The organism is Collinsella aerofaciens, from assembly GCF_020709435.1.
In the GTDB taxonomy this organism is placed as follows: domain Bacteria; phylum Actinomycetota; class Coriobacteriia; order Coriobacteriales; family Coriobacteriaceae; genus Collinsella; species Collinsella aerofaciens_AU.
The window spans coordinates 1-16,932 of record NZ_JAJFDP010000004.1 but is presented as its reverse complement, the minus strand read 5'-3'; the positions used below and the strand labels follow the sequence as shown (position 1 = coordinate 16,932).

16 protein-coding genes are annotated in these 16,932 nt (G+C 57.7%); 6 read left to right on the top strand and 10 right to left on the bottom strand.

The window, feature by feature from the left end:
• The first annotated feature begins 85 nt into the window (after window positions 1-85).
• On the top strand, window positions 86-961 hold the full coding sequence (locus LK493_RS10280; RefSeq protein WP_227790193.1) for an EamA family transporter: 876 nt from the start codon (window positions 86-88) through the stop codon (window positions 959-961).
• A gap of 15 nt (window positions 962-976) precedes the next feature.
• Here the strand turns inward: LK493_RS10280 and LK493_RS03915 are convergent, their stop codons facing one another.
• The 4 genes from LK493_RS03915 to LK493_RS03900 all read right to left on the bottom strand — a co-directional run bounded on the left by LK493_RS03915 (window position 977) and on the right by LK493_RS03900 (window position 4,214).
• Entirely contained in the window at window positions 977-1,768 is a 792-nt protein-coding gene (locus tag LK493_RS03915; protein WP_227790192.1) for an EFR1 family ferrodoxin, read from the bottom strand.
• Window positions 1,769-1,803: 35 nt separating this feature from the next.
• The gene (locus LK493_RS03910) at window positions 1,804-3,093 is read right to left on the bottom strand and encodes a chloride channel protein (protein WP_227790191.1); all 1,290 of its coding nucleotides are present in this window, start codon (window positions 3,091-3,093) and stop codon (window positions 1,804-1,806) included.
• Between the two features lie 125 nt (window positions 3,094-3,218).
• Window positions 3,219-3,752 carry an LOG family protein gene (locus LK493_RS03905; protein ID WP_227790190.1) on the bottom strand — a complete coding sequence of 178 codons (534 nt, stop codon included), beginning with the start codon at window positions 3,750-3,752 and terminating at the stop codon, window positions 3,219-3,221.
• Between the two features lie 36 nt (window positions 3,753-3,788).
• Window positions 3,789-4,214, bottom strand: coding sequence for a potassium channel family protein (locus LK493_RS03900; RefSeq protein ID WP_227790189.1), 426 nt, complete (start codon window positions 4,212-4,214; stop codon window positions 3,789-3,791).
• Between the two features lie 198 nt (window positions 4,215-4,412).
• Between LK493_RS03900 and LK493_RS03895 the strand changes: the two genes are divergently transcribed.
• Both LK493_RS03895 and LK493_RS03890 read left to right on the top strand, forming a co-directional pair.
• Complete coding sequence (locus LK493_RS03895; protein WP_227790188.1) at window positions 4,413-7,217, top strand: ATP-binding protein; 2,805 nt, start codon at window positions 4,413-4,415, stop codon at window positions 7,215-7,217.
• Window positions 7,218-7,259: 42 nt separating this feature from the next.
• Window positions 7,260-7,739: a pyridoxamine 5'-phosphate oxidase family protein gene (locus LK493_RS03890; protein WP_227790187.1), complete on the top strand. Its 480-nt coding sequence runs from the start codon at window positions 7,260-7,262 to the stop codon at window positions 7,737-7,739.
• Between the two features lie 69 nt (window positions 7,740-7,808).
• On the opposite strand, the gene LK493_RS03885 is transcribed toward LK493_RS03890, so the two are convergent.
• From LK493_RS03885 to tsaA, 4 genes are all read right to left on the bottom strand, one after another.
• A complete protein-coding gene (locus LK493_RS03885) occupies window positions 7,809-9,995 on the bottom strand; it encodes a hybrid sensor histidine kinase/response regulator (protein WP_227790186.1) in 2,187 nt (728 codons plus the stop codon).
• A 3-nt stretch (window positions 9,996-9,998) separates the two neighbouring features.
• Window positions 9,999-10,868: a substrate-binding periplasmic protein gene (locus LK493_RS03880; protein ID WP_227790185.1), complete on the bottom strand. Its 870-nt coding sequence runs from the start codon at window positions 10,866-10,868 to the stop codon at window positions 9,999-10,001.
• A 144-nt stretch (window positions 10,869-11,012) separates the two neighbouring features.
• Window positions 11,013-12,227: a MalY/PatB family protein gene (locus LK493_RS03875; RefSeq protein ID WP_227790184.1), complete on the bottom strand. Its 1,215-nt coding sequence runs from the start codon at window positions 12,225-12,227 to the stop codon at window positions 11,013-11,015.
• 112 nt (window positions 12,228-12,339) lie between these two features.
• Window positions 12,340-13,077, bottom strand: coding sequence for a tRNA (N6-threonylcarbamoyladenosine(37)-N6)-methyltransferase TrmO (gene tsaA / locus LK493_RS03870; RefSeq protein WP_227790183.1), 738 nt, complete (start codon window positions 13,075-13,077; stop codon window positions 12,340-12,342).
• A gap of 141 nt (window positions 13,078-13,218) precedes the next feature.
• On the opposite strand from tsaA, the gene LK493_RS03865 reads away from it, so the two are divergent.
• The 3 genes from LK493_RS03865 (at window position 13,219) to LK493_RS03855 (ending at window position 15,445) form a co-directional block, all read left to right on the top strand.
• Entirely contained in the window at window positions 13,219-14,046 is an 828-nt protein-coding gene (locus LK493_RS03865; RefSeq protein ID WP_227790182.1) for a TipAS antibiotic-recognition domain-containing protein, read from the top strand.
• Window positions 14,047-14,097: 51 nt separating this feature from the next.
• Entirely contained in the window at window positions 14,098-14,343 is a 246-nt protein-coding gene (locus tag LK493_RS03860; protein WP_227790181.1) for a glutaredoxin family protein, read from the top strand.
• 835 nt (window positions 14,344-15,178) lie between these two features.
• Window positions 15,179-15,445 carry a ribbon-helix-helix protein, CopG family gene (locus tag LK493_RS03855; RefSeq protein WP_195192539.1) on the top strand — a complete coding sequence of 89 codons (267 nt, stop codon included), beginning with the start codon at window positions 15,179-15,181 and terminating at the stop codon, window positions 15,443-15,445.
• Window positions 15,446-15,587: 142 nt separating this feature from the next.
• On the opposite strand, the gene LK493_RS03850 is transcribed toward LK493_RS03855, so the two are convergent.
• Together LK493_RS03850 and LK493_RS03845 are read right to left on the bottom strand one after the other, a co-directional pair.
• Window positions 15,588-16,541: a tRNA dihydrouridine synthase gene (locus LK493_RS03850; RefSeq protein WP_227790180.1), complete on the bottom strand. Its 954-nt coding sequence runs from the start codon at window positions 16,539-16,541 to the stop codon at window positions 15,588-15,590.
• Window positions 16,542-16,669: 128 nt separating this feature from the next.
• A partial coding sequence (locus LK493_RS03845; RefSeq protein ID WP_227790179.1) for a hypothetical protein occupies window positions 16,670-16,932 on the bottom strand: 263 nt, incomplete at its 5' end.

Genomic DNA, 16,932 nt, shown 5'->3' with positions numbered 1-16,932 from the left:
GATACCAAAGCTTCATGGCGGGGCGGTATCATCGGACGAGCGCCGTAAATCTGGCGCGGTCGTTCTTTGGGGAGGCATTTCACCCGTGTCGTGGGTCGCAGCAGCATTTGTGTCGGCTTTCTTTGCCGGCGTCACATCTGTCCTGGCCAAATGCGGCATCAAGCAGACCGACTCCGATGTCGCGACGGCCATTCGCACCTGCGTGGTGCTCGTTTTCGCCTGGGCAATGGCGGGCATTTCTGGATCCATTGGAACCATCGGCAGCATCGAACCCAGATCTTGGCTCTTTCTCGTCCTCTCGGGACTCGCTACCGGCGCTTCGTGGATCTGTTACTTTAAGGCGCTGGGCATCGGAGACGTCAATAAGGTCGTACCGGTCGACAAGATGAGCACCGTACTCGCCGCGCTGATCGCCATCGTGCTTTTTGGCGAGACGAGCAACCTTGCGGTTAAGCTCGTGGGAACCGCTGTCATCACCCTCGGCACGTTTTTAATGATCGAGAAGAAGCAGTCTGCCGGACCCGAGCAGCAGCAAGACCGGACCTGGCTCGCTTACGCCCTCGGCGCCGCCGTGTTCGCGGCGCTCACGTCCATCCTTGCCAAGGTTGGCATCGAAGGCGTCGAGTCAAACCTGGCCACGGCAATCCGCACCTGCGTGGTACTGGTTATGGCATGGGCGATCGTGGCAGCCAAGGGAAAACTGGATCAGGTCGCGCACGCTGACCGGCGCGAACTCGTATTTCTCGCAACATCGGGCATCGCGACCGGAGCATCGTGGCTGCTCTATTACTACGCCATCGCCACAGGCCAGGTGAGCGTCGTGGTGCAGATCGACAAACTATCGATTGTCGTATCAGTACTATTTGCGCGCCTGACATTCAACGAAAAACTCTCACGACGCAGCGTCATCGGTCTCGCCCTCATCGTACTGGGCACCGCCGCGCTCGCAGTTTGGAAGTAGCGCGGCCAGCAGCCGCTACATCCTCACACCTGGCTTGGGATGCCTGTACTGACCGTGGGATGCCGTGCGCTTACCGTGCGAGATGGCAAATTTGGGACAACAGTGCAGGCAACGAAGGCAGGCTGCGCACTCCGGCTTTGTCCAGACGGGAAGGCCGTCGCGCATCTCAATCGCCGCCATGGGGCAGCGCTTGGCACACAGGCCGCAGCCGATGCAGCGATCGGCATCGACGGCAAACTTGCTCGTCTGTTGCATGCGCGGCAGCCCAATTGCGTGATACGCGCACGATGCAAACAGAGGCACGCGATGGCGCATCATGTTGCCCGTGCGGCGTGCCCGCACCGCCTCGATCACGGCATCAATCTGCGCCTCGGCAGCTCTATTGATGCCCTCAACCTTTTGAGGGTCAGACAGGTCGAAAACAGGCGTCCAGGTATCGGGCATCTTGACGCTCATCGCCGCATCTAACTCGAGCCCACGCTCGTGTAGCAGATCGCGGGCGAACTTGGCCGATTGCCCGGTCGTCGAACCATATGTCGAGACATAGAACGTATAGGGGCGCTCGCCGCCCATTGTGCCGGCAGCAACCGATAGGTCGACAGTCTTCAAAAACTCGATCATTGGCGTCGGCAAGCCCCAGGCGTATACCGGGGCGACAAACCCCAGCCGACAGGGGCCTTCCATCACAGCAAGGTGAAGGATCTCGGCATCAAAGCGCTCAATCGACATAACTTTGTCGCTTGTCGCCGCTGCAATGCGACGCGCCACATGCTCGCTGTTCCCTGTCGCGCTAAAGTACAGGATCATCTCGTACCCCTGGAATTGACTCGTGAAAAACCGCGCTACTTGCGCAGCGGCTTGGGCAGCGGAATGCCGGCGGCGATAACGGCGGCGATGATCATGCAGACGATACCCTTGAGCGGGAAGCACATGAGCAGCAGGCCCACGACCATGACGGGCTGACGCATAACGGCGCCCATCGTCGATGCCGTGCAGACGGCGACGCAAAAGACCGGATCGGCGCCGGCGAGGATGGCAAGGCCATAGCCCAGGCTTACGCCCGAGAAGATAACCGGGAAGAAGTGGCCGCCGCGCCAACCAAGGTTGATGAGGGCGGGCGTCAGCATGGCCTTAACAAGACCGGTCGCGATAAGCACGCCAGCGGGAATGGTCAGGTAGGTTTCCATGAGCACGTCGGCCTGAGTCTCGCCGGCAAACATGGTGTAGGGCAGGACCGTGCCGCAGATGGCGAGCGCCAGACCGGCTAGCATGGCCTTGACGACAGGACGCTCCCCTATTGCATGGGCAAGCGCTTCGCTCGTGTGCTCAGAGACAAAGTACAGCCAGCCGCAGATTGTTCCGATCAACGACAGAGGGACGAGCCAGGTAAGCTCCAAGTTGCCCACCACGGCAGCCTCGAACCTGGGCATGCCCATGCCGCCGCCCATGAGCTGGCCGAGCAGCAGGTAGGTGCCCAGGCCGCCGGCAATCGCGATGCCGTAAACCACGGTCTTTTGTGCCTTGGGCAGCCTGATGGTGATCTCGTCGGACGCAGAGCCCTCGTCGCCGTCGGCGCTACCGGCAAGCGGTGCCACAAAGCCAAAGACGGGCGCGGTAAAGAGCGCCGTCAACGCGGCCTGGGTACCCAGCAGCGTAAGCTCCCTAAATTCGGCGCCAAAGCGGCGCATGCGGTCGCCAACCCAGCTGCACAGACCCGCGATAACGCCGGTCAGGCCGGCCTCCGGTCCAATACTTCCGCCAAACAGCAGCGGCAGCAATGCCGCGAGCGAAAGCTTGCCCAGGTTGTCGTACGGGTAGCGCCCGTCTTGCTTAACCTTAGCCATCACCTGGTTGAGGTCATCGGTCTTGGTGCCTGTCATCTTCTCGTACAGACCAATTAACAGACCGCCCAGCAAGCAGACAAAAAACGGGTACGGCAAAAAGCCAAACGGGCCGCTGGCAAGCTCGGGCGAAGCGACGCCCAGCGCGTGCGGAATCTCGGTCCACAGATAGTCGATACCGTGCTCCATCGCAAAAAAGAACAGCCAGACCGCGGCACCTGCGAACGCACCGGTCACAGCAACGCTAACTAAAAACAGCGCGCGGTTTGTGGGTTTGGCAAGGTTATCCATCGGGTCCTCCCGCGGTCAAAGTCGACATAGTTATGTTTTATTGTAGAGCGAGCGTTGCCCGAACGAGCCAACCGTCTGCGCCGCAAACGGCACCATTGGGAGCCATAGCGGGACAGGCTTAAGACTCATCCGTTGATAATCGAGACAATCTCGCGCAAATCGTCGGCAAAGTAGATGCCGTGCTGGCGCCTCGGGCTCGAAAGCCCTTTATCAATCATGTGCCCGAGCAGCGCCTTGAGGTCGTTGTAGTAACCGTCCAGGTTATACAGGATGCACGGAGCACTCAGGTGCCCCAACGACACCGCGGACATGACCTCGGCAATCTCCTCGAGCGTGCCCGTCCCACCGGGAAAGGCGATGAACGCATCGCCGAGCTCAATCATCTTGGCTTTGCGCTCGGCCATATCACTCGTCACGATGAGGTCGTCGATACCGTCATGTTGAAACTCGGCCTCGATAAAAAAGCTCGGCTCCACACCCGTCACATGTCCGCCTGCCTCGAGTACGCTATCGGCGAGCGCACCCATCAGGCCCGATTTGGACCCGCCGTATACCAACGCGTGTCCGTTGGCGCCAATCCAGTTGCCCAGCTCCTGTACCGCAGACAGAAATGCTGGGTCGTTACCGACACTGGCACCCAGATACACGGTGATATTCATATTCAGTCCCCCTCATCGTGACGCACGGCGCCCGTTCTAGCGCTGGCGTCGACGATACTCGCGCACGCGACGCGAAAGATCGGCAAGCTCGTCGCGATCGAGCTCTTCCAAATGCTCCAGATCATCCATAAAGCGCGCCATGGTGTCCTTTTGACGCATCTTGATGAGCGTATTGCAGTAGTTCACCGCCACGCCCGTGAGCATGGCGATGTAGAAGATGCTAATAACGCTCAAGACGACGGTAATGGCGCGGGCAACCGGCGTTTCGGCCGGAATGTCGCCAAAGCCGATGGTCGAGACCGTCTCAAAGCTAAACCACAGGCCATCGCCAAACGTGAGGGTCGTGGGCTCGGACAGCCAGACAGCCGTCGAGCACAGCAGGTAAAAGATAAAAAACAGACCCGTGATGCGCGCAAAGCCAGCCTGTCGCAGCACATCGGCAAGCGTCCTCAACTTGTTCATCGCGACCCCTTTTCCCAGACGCCCAATCACGTTCGCCCGGTATTGTCCCACAACCGGCAGCTAGGGACGTTCCTTTTGCGCCGGCAGAAAGGGACTGTCCCCAGCTGCCGGGCGGGAGCGTTTAGCGGTACAGCTGCCAACTGGGCAGGCTGAGCTGGTATCCTTATGCGGTAATGTCTCGATTCGTTAGGATTGCATGTGAGAGCTGCCACTGCCCTTCGTTCAGTTATATGTCGCGCCCTGACCATTGTGCTTGCCGCGCTTGCCGTGCTGAGTTCAATCGCGCCTGTTCAGGCTTTTGCCGATGACTCTAGTCAGCCAGTCAAGACGGTCCGCGTCGGCTGGCTCGTCAACAACGAGGGCTTCCAGGACGGCACCCCCGGCGAGCGTCTCTCTGGATGGGGTTACGAGTACCTCCAGACCCTGTCGTACTACACGCCCGGCTGGCGGTACGAATACGTCTCCGGCACCTTCACCGAGCTTTTGGACATGCTCGAGGCGGGCGAGATCGACCTCATGCCCAACATCTCCTACTCCGAGGAACGTGCCCAAAAGCTGCTCTTTTCCTCGAACCCCGAGGGCACCGAGCGCTACTTCATCTACGCCAAGCCCGATCGCGACGATCTGGCCAAGGGTGACCCCCAAGCGCTCCAAGGCCTTACCATCGGCTGCAACCCCGGCGTTATGCAAACCTTCGTTGGCCAACAGTGGCTCGCCAACGAAGGCATTACCTGCACCTATAAAGAAATCAACACTGGCGGTGCCCTCTTTGACGCGTTCGCAAACAACGAGGTCGATGCCATCATCATGAACGACACGACCTCGTCGCCCAGCGCCTCCCCCATGTTCTACATTGGTTCGAGCGACTACTATTTTGCCGTCCCCAAAAGCCGCCCCGACCTGATGGACGACATCAATGCCGCCATGTCGGCAATCGCCCGCGTCAACCCACGCTATATCGACGAAGTCAAATCTAACTACTCGGCCCAAAACAGCGGTTCATCATCGCTCAACGGCCCCGAACGTTCCTGGCTCAAAACAAATGACAACACCATCGCGCTCGGCTACATTACGGGCAGACTCCCCTACTGCAACGAAGACGAAAACGGCGAAATGGAAGGCTCGCTCGCATCGCTTGCGACGACGTTGCACGATAAATTTGGCATTACGGTCAAAACCGTCGCCTTTGATAGCTACAAGATGATGTCAAAGGCCCTGTCAAAGGGAAGCATAGACGTTGCGCTGCCGGTATACCGAGATTACTGGTTTGCCGAGCAATCAGGCGTTGTGCAGTCGGTATCGTTGGGGACCATATCCCTCACCGCCATCCACACCGGCAGCGACCTGAACAAAGACCTTCAGAACATCGCCTGTACCAAATCATCGTTTGTCAACAAAAATGCACTTGAAAGTCTGTTCCCCACAGCGACCGTGACCGAATACCAATCCGACGATGAAGCGTTCGACGCCCTCAGGAAGGGAATGGCGCACTGCATCGTCGCTCCCAGCTCACGCATAAAAACCATCGGCGACCGTCATGATCTCAAGGACTACGAGACGGTCGAGCTCCCTGACACCTGTGAGCTCTCGTGCTGGATTTCGCACGGAAAGCCCGAGCTGCTGGGAATCATCAACAAGGGCATCATCAATGCCGGAGAATCGCTCTCCGCAAGCAATTACTCCTCCACGTCGTACACGACCCAGGAATCAGACACGCTTCAATTCCTTTTTCGCAACCGCACCGCCATTGCCGCTACCCTCATCGGTATGTTGTCGGTCGGCATCGTCCTGCTCATCTGGGCGCTCGTGCGCGCTCGAACCGAGCGCAAAAAAGCCGACGCTGCCAACGCCGCTAAGACGGCATTCCTCACGCGCATGAGCCACGACATCCGTACGCCGCTCAACGGTATCCTGGGCCTTATCGAGATTGAGGAATTGAAGGAAGGCGATATCAAGGTCGCCCGCGAGAGCCGTGCCAAGGCGCGCGTTGCCGCCAATCACCTGCTCTCGCTGATCAACGACATCCTCGAGATGGGCAAAATCGAAGACCGCAAGCTAACACTGGAGCATGCGCCTTTTAACCTCAAAGAACTCTGTGACAATACGCTGGTTCTGTGCAAGCTCCGCGCGTCCAGTAACGGCATCACCATGCAGGACAATAGTCTGCCGTACGCCACGGGGCCATACATGATCGGCAGTCCCACCCATATCCGACAGATCATGATCAACCTGTTAGACAACAGCATTAAGTACAACAAGCACGGCGGCTCCGTCACCTTTAGTTCAAAGACCAGGCCACTCGATGACGGGCGCGCGCTCTTTTGCTTTAGCGTTTCGGATACCGGCATTGGCATGACTCCCGAGTTTTTAAAGCATATCTATGAGCCGTTTGCCCAAGAAGGTGACGATGCGCGCAGCAAGTTCCAAGGAACCGGCATGGGCATGCCAATCGTCAAGTCGCTTATTGAACTGATGGGCGGCACCATCGAAGTCACCAGTGAGCTCCATGTGGGCACCTCGTTCTACGTGGAGATTCCGCTCGATATCGACGAGAATCCCCAGGCGCGGGCGAATACGGTTGAGAGTGCGCCCGACTGCTCGCTCACCGACATGAACGTGCTGCTCGCCGAAGACAACGAATTGAATGCCGAGATTGCCCAGACGCTGCTAGAATCCGAGGGCGTCGTGGTCACCCGCGCCGCCAACGGCAACGAGGTCGTCGATCTGTACCTGTCGCATCCCGCCGGCAGCTTCGATGCGATCCTGATGGACATTATGATGCCGGACATGGACGGCTATGAGGCAACCCGCGCGATTCGTCTGAGCGAGAAGGTCGATGCAGCCGATATCCCCATCATCGCGCTCACCGCCAATGCCTTTGCCGAGGACGCCAAGGCGGCACACGATGCCGGCATGAACGCCCATCTGTCCAAACCGCTCGACTTTAACAAGCTCAAAAACATACTCGCCCGCATCAAGAAAAACGGATCCGTTTCGCTATAGTTTGTGCTCAACCACCACGCACGACCAGAAAGGAAGCCAACGATGTTTAGGCCCTTACGTCGAAAGAAACGCGCCATCACCGACAAGGAAGCGCGCGAACTGCTCGCTACCTGCAAGCGCGGCGTCTTTGCCGTCAACGGCGACGATGGCTACCCGTACGCCATTCCCGTCAACTACTTCTTTGACACCGAGCACGACAAGATTTATTTCCATGGCGCCAAAGCTGGCCACAAGGTCGACGCACTCAAGCGCGATGACAAGGTCTGCTTTACCGTATACGGCAACGAGTGGTACCAGGACGGTGACTGGGCTCCCTACGTTATGAGCACCGTCGTCTTTGGCCGTTGTCGCCTGGCGAATGACACCCCCGCGTTTATCGAGGACAAAGTCCGCCAGCTCGCCCTTAAGTACTACCCTTCTGCCGAAGAAGTCGAAGAGGAAATCGCCAAAGACATCAAGGGCGTCCAGCTCTACGAGATTTCGATTGAGCATCTTTGCGGCAAGCAGATTCAAGAAAAGTAAGCCCCTCAGCAGGCCTCATCAATAACAATATGGCCCAGTTCCAACCCACCTTGGAACCGGGCCATATGCTTATGAAGCATCGGCGGCGATGTGCGCTAGCGCCTCGACGAGCTCTTGCGAGCTCACAGGTTTGCTCAGGTGCGCGTTCATGCCCGCCTCACGCGAAAGCCTACGGTCGTCGGCAAAGGCGTTGGCGCTCACGGCGATAATCGGCGTGGTCGCGGCATCCTCGCGATCGAGTGCTCGAATCTGACGCGTGGCCTCAAGGCCATCGATACCGGGCATCATGATGTCCATCAACACCGCGTCGTACTCGTACGGCGCGCTCGCGGCAAACATCTCGACGGCAGACTCGCCATCCTTAGCATGCGTCACGATGGCACCGGCACGGCTGAGCGTAAACTGCGCGATCTCGGCATTCAGATCGTTATCCTCTACGAGCAAAACGCGCAGGCCCTGGAGCGCATCGCCATCGCCCGCACCTACGCGAACTGCCTGAAGAATCTCGGAGCGGTCGCACTTCTCGAACGGTAGGCGGATGGTAAACGTCGTCCCCTGCCCCAAGACACTCGTAAAGTTCATGGTTCCGCCCATAAGCTCGACCAACTGTTTTGCGATAGGCGCGCCCAGGCCAGTTCCCGATGAAGCGCCTTCCACCTGTTGCTCCTCGCGACAAAACGGCTCGTAGAGGTGCTGTTGGAACTCCTCGCTCATACCAATACCGTTGTCGGCGATCGTGTATTCATAGACGGGGACGCCATCTACAGGCTCCACCTCGCGGCACACCAGGCGGACATAGCCGCCCTGGCGGTTGTACTTGACGGCATTGCCGGCAATATTGAGCAACAAACGCTTGAGGTGCGTCACGCTCACCCGCGCATAGGGATGATTAAGCGTCTGCTGGTCGGAGATAATTGTCACCAGACGCTCCTCGGCCTGGCGCTCCAGAATATCGCGCACTTCACAGTTGAGGGCCACCAAATTTATGGGTACGAGGTTCAGGTCGACCTGCCCGCTCTCCAGGCGACTCATATCGAGCGCCTCGTTGGCAAGGTCGAGCAGCAGTCCCGATGCCGTCCAGATCTTTGAGCGGCACTCAGTCTGCTTTTGCAGATCGTCCGCATTGGCATCGCCAACCTCGACCATGCCGCGAATGCCGTTGATGGGCGTGCGCAGATCGTGGCTCATGCGACGCAGAAACTCCGTCTTTGCCGAGTTGGCAGACGAGGCCTCACGCGCTGCCTTTGCCAGTTTGTCGCCATAGCCGCGCTCCTGCTGCAGCAAGTCCGTCAAACGTCGGCGATCAGCGCGGCGACGCACCGTCACAACAACGGCTATAACACCGCCGTAGAGCACCAGCACGCCGGCGGCAACAGCCGCGGCGACCTCAAAGTAGCGCTGCGCCGAGGCATAGGTGTACACATAGAATTTGTGCGCTTTTCCAAATGTGCCCAAATACCACTCGCCGTCGGCGTTAACCAATCTGACCTTACCAGCCAGGCATCGATCCTTAATACCGTCGACAATGAAGACATCCGTCACAGGCAGATCGAACACGCCCAATACGGTGGGTTCAACGGCATTGGTCACAACGACCTTGCCGTCGCTTTCGATCACGATATTGCCGCTATCGATGGTTTCATAGCCATCAAGCAAGCTCTGCAGTTTGAGTGTATTGCTTACAACCGCCTTCGCGCTCTGATGCCTTACCGCGATAACGATGCCCTCGCCATCCTGCCGAGTCACGCAGCCAATGTCTGCGACCGAATCATCCGCAAGCGTGATGCGGGCGGTATAGGACTTAAGCGGATGAGTTGCCACCTCAAGCACGGGTGATTCTTTGAGATACGTAGCGAGCGACCCGTAGTCCACATCGCCCGTCGAGGACTCGGACACCAAATTGCCCGATGCGTCCGTCACGATCAGCGCGCTCACGTTGAACTGATCGGCATATTGCTCCAGCATGGCGTTATCCACCGAACCGTCGCGCTCCATATCACGAGCCGCCTCTCCGGCAATCTCCATAACGCGAATCAGGTTTTTGGTCGTATAGGCGCTGTTAAATGCATCGTAGGAAAGGCTCTGCGTCGCCACGTAATCGACAACGTCGGCAAAGCGCTGCTCGGCTTGGGCCGTCGTGTAACCGTAGCTCATCATGCCGGCAACAACCGAGAGCGCTATCCCCAGCAGAGCGACAAGGAGCCGTGCCCCCTGCCGAACGATTGCCCCGCTCCTGAGCAGCGTGGTCGGGCGCATCGATCATGACAGGCCCTCCATATTCAAAAATGGCGAAGGATCATCGAAGTACTTTGACACCAGGCGTTCCATGGTGCCATCGGCAAGCATTTCTTGGTAGGCATGAGTGAGCTTGACGTCGATGCCACGCGTATCGTTGATATCGAAAGCGGTGCCCAAACCGACCTCTAGCAGCGGCTCATCCAAAATGCGATATGTCACACCATAGTCTTTTTCGTAGGTGAGGAACGAGGACTCATGCGCGGCGATAGCGTCGACCAGGCCCTCGACGAGCGCCGGGTTCAGGTATGAACCGTCCGAAAAGCTGTAGAGTTCCTTGATCTGCGGAACGTTTTCATTTATGCGATTGAGCAAAATGTCCTCGGGCTTGGTGGTGGACTGAACCGCCACGATCTTATCCTCAAGATCGGCAAGCGTGTAGATATCGCTCTGGGGATCGACCGCGACCACCTGGCGGCTCGCAAGGTACGGGCCGGCCCAACGATATTCGTTTTCGCGACCCGTCATACTAAAGCTGCCCATGACACAATCGAGTTCGCCGCTCGCCAGCAGCTCCTTCTTCTTTTCCCAGTCAATCAGCTGGTATTTTGGCTTGTAACCAATGCGAGCCAAAGCCTCGGTCAATATCTCGACATCCAGGCCAACGATATCGCCGTACTCGTCGGTATACACAAACGGTGGATAGAGGTCGCTTCCGACGTTGAGCGTCTTAAGGTCGTCGTCTTTGACTTGCGAGGCGTCCAGACCTTCTAATGCAGACGTCGAGGCTCCGTCATTCGACCCGGAACAGCCAGCTATCGCTATGACAAAGGCACTCGCCACTGCAAGCGCAGCAAACAACGAAATGGCAACCGAGCGACGGGGTCTTTTCATCAAGCTCCAGACGATCCTGTTTACAGACTGAAATGGTTAAAGATAATAGCAAACAAAACCACACGAGTGCCCAATTGTTACAGACGCTTTACCATGTGGGACCTTCTAGCCGACTTGACAGAAGGCCCCGCATGCAGTGCTCGCTTACCGTGCATTAAAAACGTAGCGGTCCAAGCGGTCGCACGCTTCCCTTACGCGCGAAAGCGGCAGCGCCAGATTCACGCGAATGTGGCAGGGTCCGTGGAACGGGCGGCCGTCCTGATACCCCACGCCCACGCGCGCGCCCTCGTCGAGCAACCACTGAATATCGCGGCCATGCTCGCGACACCACTCAGTGCAGTCCAGAAACACCATGTACGTGCCCTGCGGACGCGAATAAGACACGCCCTCAAAATGCTCGTCCACGTAATTGCAGAAGTACTCGATATTGCCGGCAAGCACCTGGTTGAGCTCGTCAACCCACTCGTAGCCTTGCGGCTGGTAGGCACCGATAAGCGCATGCATGGAGAGGACGTTCATCTCGTTGTAGTGAGTCTTGTCGGACACGGCGCACACGCGGTCGCGCAGCGTCTCGTTGTAGATGATGTGATAGCTGCCGACCAGACCCGCCAGGTTAAACGTCTTGCTGGGCGCGTAGAGGGCAACCGTACGCATGCGGGCATCCTCGCTCACCGACTGCGTCGGGATATGCTTGTGCCCCGGCAGGATGATATCGGACCAAATCTCGTCCGAGATCACCACGCAATCGTGCTGGCGATAGATGTCCATGGCGTGCTCGATCTCGTCGCGCTCCCATACGCGGCCGCAGGGATTGTGCGGCGAGCAGAACACCGCGGCATGGATGTGGTTTTGGGCGAGCTTGTGCTCCATGTCCTCAAAGTCCATACGCCACACGCCTTGATCGTCGAGCTTAAGCGGGCTGTGGACAATACGATAGCCCACGGCTTCGATGGATTTGGTAAAGCCGATGTAGGTGGGGCTATGGACCAGCACCGCATCGCCCGGCTGGACATACGCGCGCAACGTCGACACGACACCGCCCAGCACGCCGTTTTCGTAGCCGATATGCTCCGGTGCCAAGCCCTCAACACCATTGCGGCGCCTCTGCCATTCGATGATGCGATCGAAGTACTCGGGACGCGGATTGAAGTAGCCAAACATGGGGTGCTGAGCGCGCTTGATGATGTACTCCTGAACCGTGGGCACCGTGGCAAAATTCATGTCGGCCACCCACATGGGAATGCGGTCGAAGCCCTCGTCGGGTGCGTTCGGAGCCATGCCGGGGATCTCGCCCCAGGAGTCAACGGCGATGGAGTCCATGCCGTGGCGGTCGATAAGCGAGCTAAAGTCGTATTTCATGCTGAACTCCCGTGCAAAGTTGATTGTTTTGGTAGGCGTTATTGTCCACCAGCGTGGGCGGTTTTGGCGCGGGGTTTGGCGCTTAATTTGACGGGTACGGACGAATGGCTGGTTAGTCTTGCGCGTCGTTGACGGCAACTACGGTTAGCTGGGTTTCATCGACCGCAAACGATATGTCGAGCCCGGCGTAAGCCAAGTGATAAACGCGGTTTGGCTCGTGCTTGCTGCCTGCGCGGCGTGGATCTTGGCGAAGGACCTCGACCAAGCCGGGGAGCTTTGCGGGCGGGACCATATCCTGCAGCGCTTGCGGGAACTCAACATCGATCTCTTGCCACGGAGCATCCTCAATCCAGCCGCCCGTCGCATCCGGGTGACAGTCGGCAAATGGAATGTAAGGCTTGATATCGTAGATGGGCGTGCCATCGCGCAGGTCGGCCCCCAACACATGGATGATGGGGCCATCGTCGGTAAGCTCCACGCGATCAAGCTTGACGCAGGTGAGCCCGATGGGATTAGGGCGAAACGGACTGCGCGTGGCAAACACTCCCACACGTTCGGCTCCGCCCAGACGCGGCGGGCGCACGGTTTTCGACCATTTTGCGTTGGTTCCGGACCTGTCCCGCGTCTTGGCATCGGCGGCTATGTCCTTAGCCGTGCCGCCGGGTGTGCCGTTTTCAAAACGCCACAGCAGCCATAGGTGAGAGAAGGAGTCCAGACCCTCAACCGCTGCATTGGAGGCAAATTCCGGCTCAAAAACGATGCGTCCCTGCAGATGAGGCGCCAAAAAGCTGTTGCGCGGAATGCCGAACTTCTGCGGCAGGTCGGTATGTATGTGTGCAATAGGTTCCATGCCGGTCATTGTACGGCATGGAGGTGTGGGGCGTTGCGCGCAATTCTTCGCCGCAGTCCTCCGTCGTGCAACCAACGGTTGCTTGGAAGGGCACCTGCTGCCGCGTATGCTTAAGCCATCAACCAGCAGAAAGGAGCCGCTATGGCCTTTGCAGAAAAGCTCATCGCCGTCCGTCGCGCCCATCGCCTTACCCAGGAGCAGCTCGCCGCCAAGCTCTTCGTCACACGCCAAGCCGTCAGCCGTTGGGAGCGTGGCGAGGTCACACCGGGCATCGACATGATGAAGCTCATCGCCGCCGTAACCGGAGAACCGCTGTCCCACCTGCTCGAAATGCCTGAGCACTATTGCCAGAGCTGCGGCATGATACTCACGCCCGACGACTGCGGCACCGATGCTGCGGGCACCGCGACCGACCATTACTGCAAGTGGTGCTACGACCACGGCAAGTACACCTACGAGACCACGATGGAGGCGATGATCGAGGACTGTGCCCCACGGCTGGCGCAAAACACCGGCATGTCGCTCGACGAAGCCGTCTCGCTCATGGGCGCCGTCCTGCCGCAACTGGAGCGCTGGCGCACCGTGCAGGAAAACGAGGAGCGCTACGGCGACGAAGCCCGGAAGCGCTACGGCGACGAGGCGATCGACGCAGCAAACGAAGCACTGCTGGACATGGACCCCGAGACATGGAACGACATGAAGGAACTTGAACGCGCTATTCTGGGCCAACTCTCGATTGCCATGGGCGATGGCGATGCGAATGGAAGCGAGGCTCGCAAGCTTGTCGCGATGCATCGTCGTTGGATTGGTCTCAACTGGGGACGCGAACCCCAGAACGAAGCGTACCTGGGCCTCGCCCACGGCTATCTTGCCGACCAGCGCTTTATCGACTACTACGACAAGCCCTGCGGCACCGGAGCTACGGCGTTTCTGGTCCAGGTCATCGAGTCGTCTTTGGCGCGTGCATAGACCGCGGCGGCTTTGGGTATTTCAATCGAAACCTCAACCGATTGGAGACCCATGGCTACTGATCACGAGCTCGTGCTCTACGTTATGACCGGCTGTCCGTATTGCATAAAGGTCAAGCGCTTTTTGGCCGATAGCAGCGTGACCATTCCCGAACGCAATATCTCGACCGATACCGAAGCCGAGCAGACACTCATCGCCGTCGGCGGAAAACGCCAGGTTCCCTGCTTGTTCATCGACGGCAAGCCGCTCTACGAGTCAAGCGACATCATCGCATGGGTGCAGGAGAATCTGCTCTAGTGCGCACACTCTGTCCGTCCAGGGACCCAGCCCATACGGCCCAAACATGTACACCAGCATCCAAAGTCGACATTTTTCGACATCTTTGGATGCTGGTGTACAGCTTTTGGGTAGTCATGGACGCTCTTAGCCGGCTAATTGTTTGAGGCGACCTTTGGATTATGGCTGTTTGACGCCTCTGGAAAGGTTTCCGAGAGGGCTGTGGTCAAAAAAAAGGCAAATATGAGTACTGCTACCTGTTTAGTAGCAGCGATTTTGATCACTTCAGGAACCATTCAACGTTCCACTCGTCCGCAGACGACGTTATTTCTCCTCATATGTTCAATAAAAGTAGCTCCTAATGGGAACAAATCTCATCAGGAGCTACTATTTATAGCAAAATAAATGCAACCATAATGGCAACAGTACTCATATTTGCCCTTTTTTGACCACGACCCTCCAGAATAGTCGCTGAGAACGACACTAAATGACAAAATCCGGCACTTGGACGTTCTTATATGAGTAGCCATTGAAGGACACCTAACGACTACTCCCATTCGCGACACACTGTGTCGCGAATTAAGCTGGTCCCATTACCGAAGACCAGTGAGAGTTCCTGCCCAGAATCTCGATAACTTAATAAAGCGCTCCCCTCCGGAAGTTCAATGAGCATCCAAATTCCAAGCTGAAAAGCAAAGGAGTAGCGAAGCCGTCAATGCTCATTTCCTATCGAACAGGCGGGTCAAAACAAGCTAATTAGCCCGATAAACTGCTTGTATTTTTGTCTACAAAATTGTATACAAAAAGAGAATCCGAGAACCGGCGCTCGACATTATGTCGATCGATAGGAGGCGCTATGGACGCTAAGCAGCTCGAAAAGATGATGGGGTTTGCTCCCGGAGAGTTGGAGAAAGCCGCGGAGGCATACGAAAAAGATGAGTGGCCGAAGGGCCGCACCATCAAGCTGGGAAGGCCGTCGATCTCCGATGAGCCAAGCGTTGTTTTATCGGCACGTGTGGGTGAATCGGTTCTTGAAGCGTTTGACGAGAAGGCAAAGCGCCATGGGCAAACACGCACAGAGCGACTCAGGGAGCTCATCACGCTCGATGCAATGATTGCCTAGTCCCCCGCCGACCCAAACATGTACGTCAGCATCCAAAGTCGACATTTTTCGACATCTTTGGATGCTGACGTACAGCTTTTTGTGGCTAGTCATTGGGACGTTCTTAAATGACTAGTCGTTAAAGAACGTCCCCAACGACCAACTAGCCGTGGAAGCGAGCTATGAGTGCAAGTGGCTGCTCGCGAAAGACGCGCTCGACGGCGGCGCGATATTCGTCGACCTTTTTAGTCTTGCGTACGAGCTTGTGAACGGTAGCGGGGTCGGCGAAAGCGCACTTGGCGTAGAACCACCACTCCTTCATACGAAAGACCGCGTTACCGCCAATCTCTTCTGCATAGGCCGCAAACAGCGTGTCGTGGAAGCGCTGCAGCTCAGCAGCCGTGGCAGCAGGGCCGCCCTTGACCATGCGAGCCAGCGCGGGGTTCGCGAGGAGGCCGCGCCCCAGCATTACATGGCGCGTGCCGGGATAGGCCTCCACCAGCGCATCCATATCCTCAAGATCAAAAATGTCACCGTTATAGGCGACCGGAAACGGCGCACGCTCTAGCGTTTCGCCATAGAACTCCTTGCGCGGCGAGCCCGTATAGCGGTCCTTTTGCACGCGCGGGTGCACAATCAGCTCTGCCAGCGGCATGCGGCAATACAGATCGAGCACGCGCTCGTATTCGTCGTCGCTCTCCAGCCCCAGCCTGGTCTTTACCGATACCGGCAACGGCGACCGCTCGCACACATCACTCAAGAACACCTCGAGCTCGTCGAGATTGCGCAAGAAACCCGAACCCTTGCCCTTGGCGACAACCGTCCCCGAGGGGCAACCCAGGTTGAGATTGACCTCGCGGTAGCCCATGTCGGCGAGCACCTGTGCCGCCCATACAAACTCGTCCGCGTTCTTGGACATGAGCTGGGGCACCACGTTGAGCCCCTGGTTGTTGGCAGAATCGATCTCCTTAAACGCCTTGCCGCCAAAGCGGTTTCCCACCCGCGGCGGCGGCAAGAACGGCGTGTAATAGCAATCGAGCGCACCGAAGCACTCCGCATGCACGCGACGGAACACATGCCCGGTAATCCCCTCCATAGGGGCCAACGATAGAATCATCAACATCTACTCTCAGATCAATGCGGCAAAGGGACTGCCCCCTTGTCACATGCATTATGCCTTGTGCTTCAGATGATTCACAAGGCAGAGGTAGCTGCTTGACGATAATCACCCTTCCATCCGTCGCCTTACGCAACGAAGGTGAATGCTTTTCCGCGAAGTGAACGGGTGAAATCGGACCCTCGATGCATCGACACTTTGGGAAGGCCAATTCCTGCGGTTTTATCACTCAAATCCTGCACTGATAATTGTTCTCGGGGGAAGCGGGCACTGCGGGGCGCGGCAACGGCGCGCGATTTCCGCGTCGCAGCGCTACCCTGATGCTGAAAGCCGGGGCGATGACCCACTGACCTGCTGACGCCTCTTCGGCCGTCCTCAAATCCGACCTGTC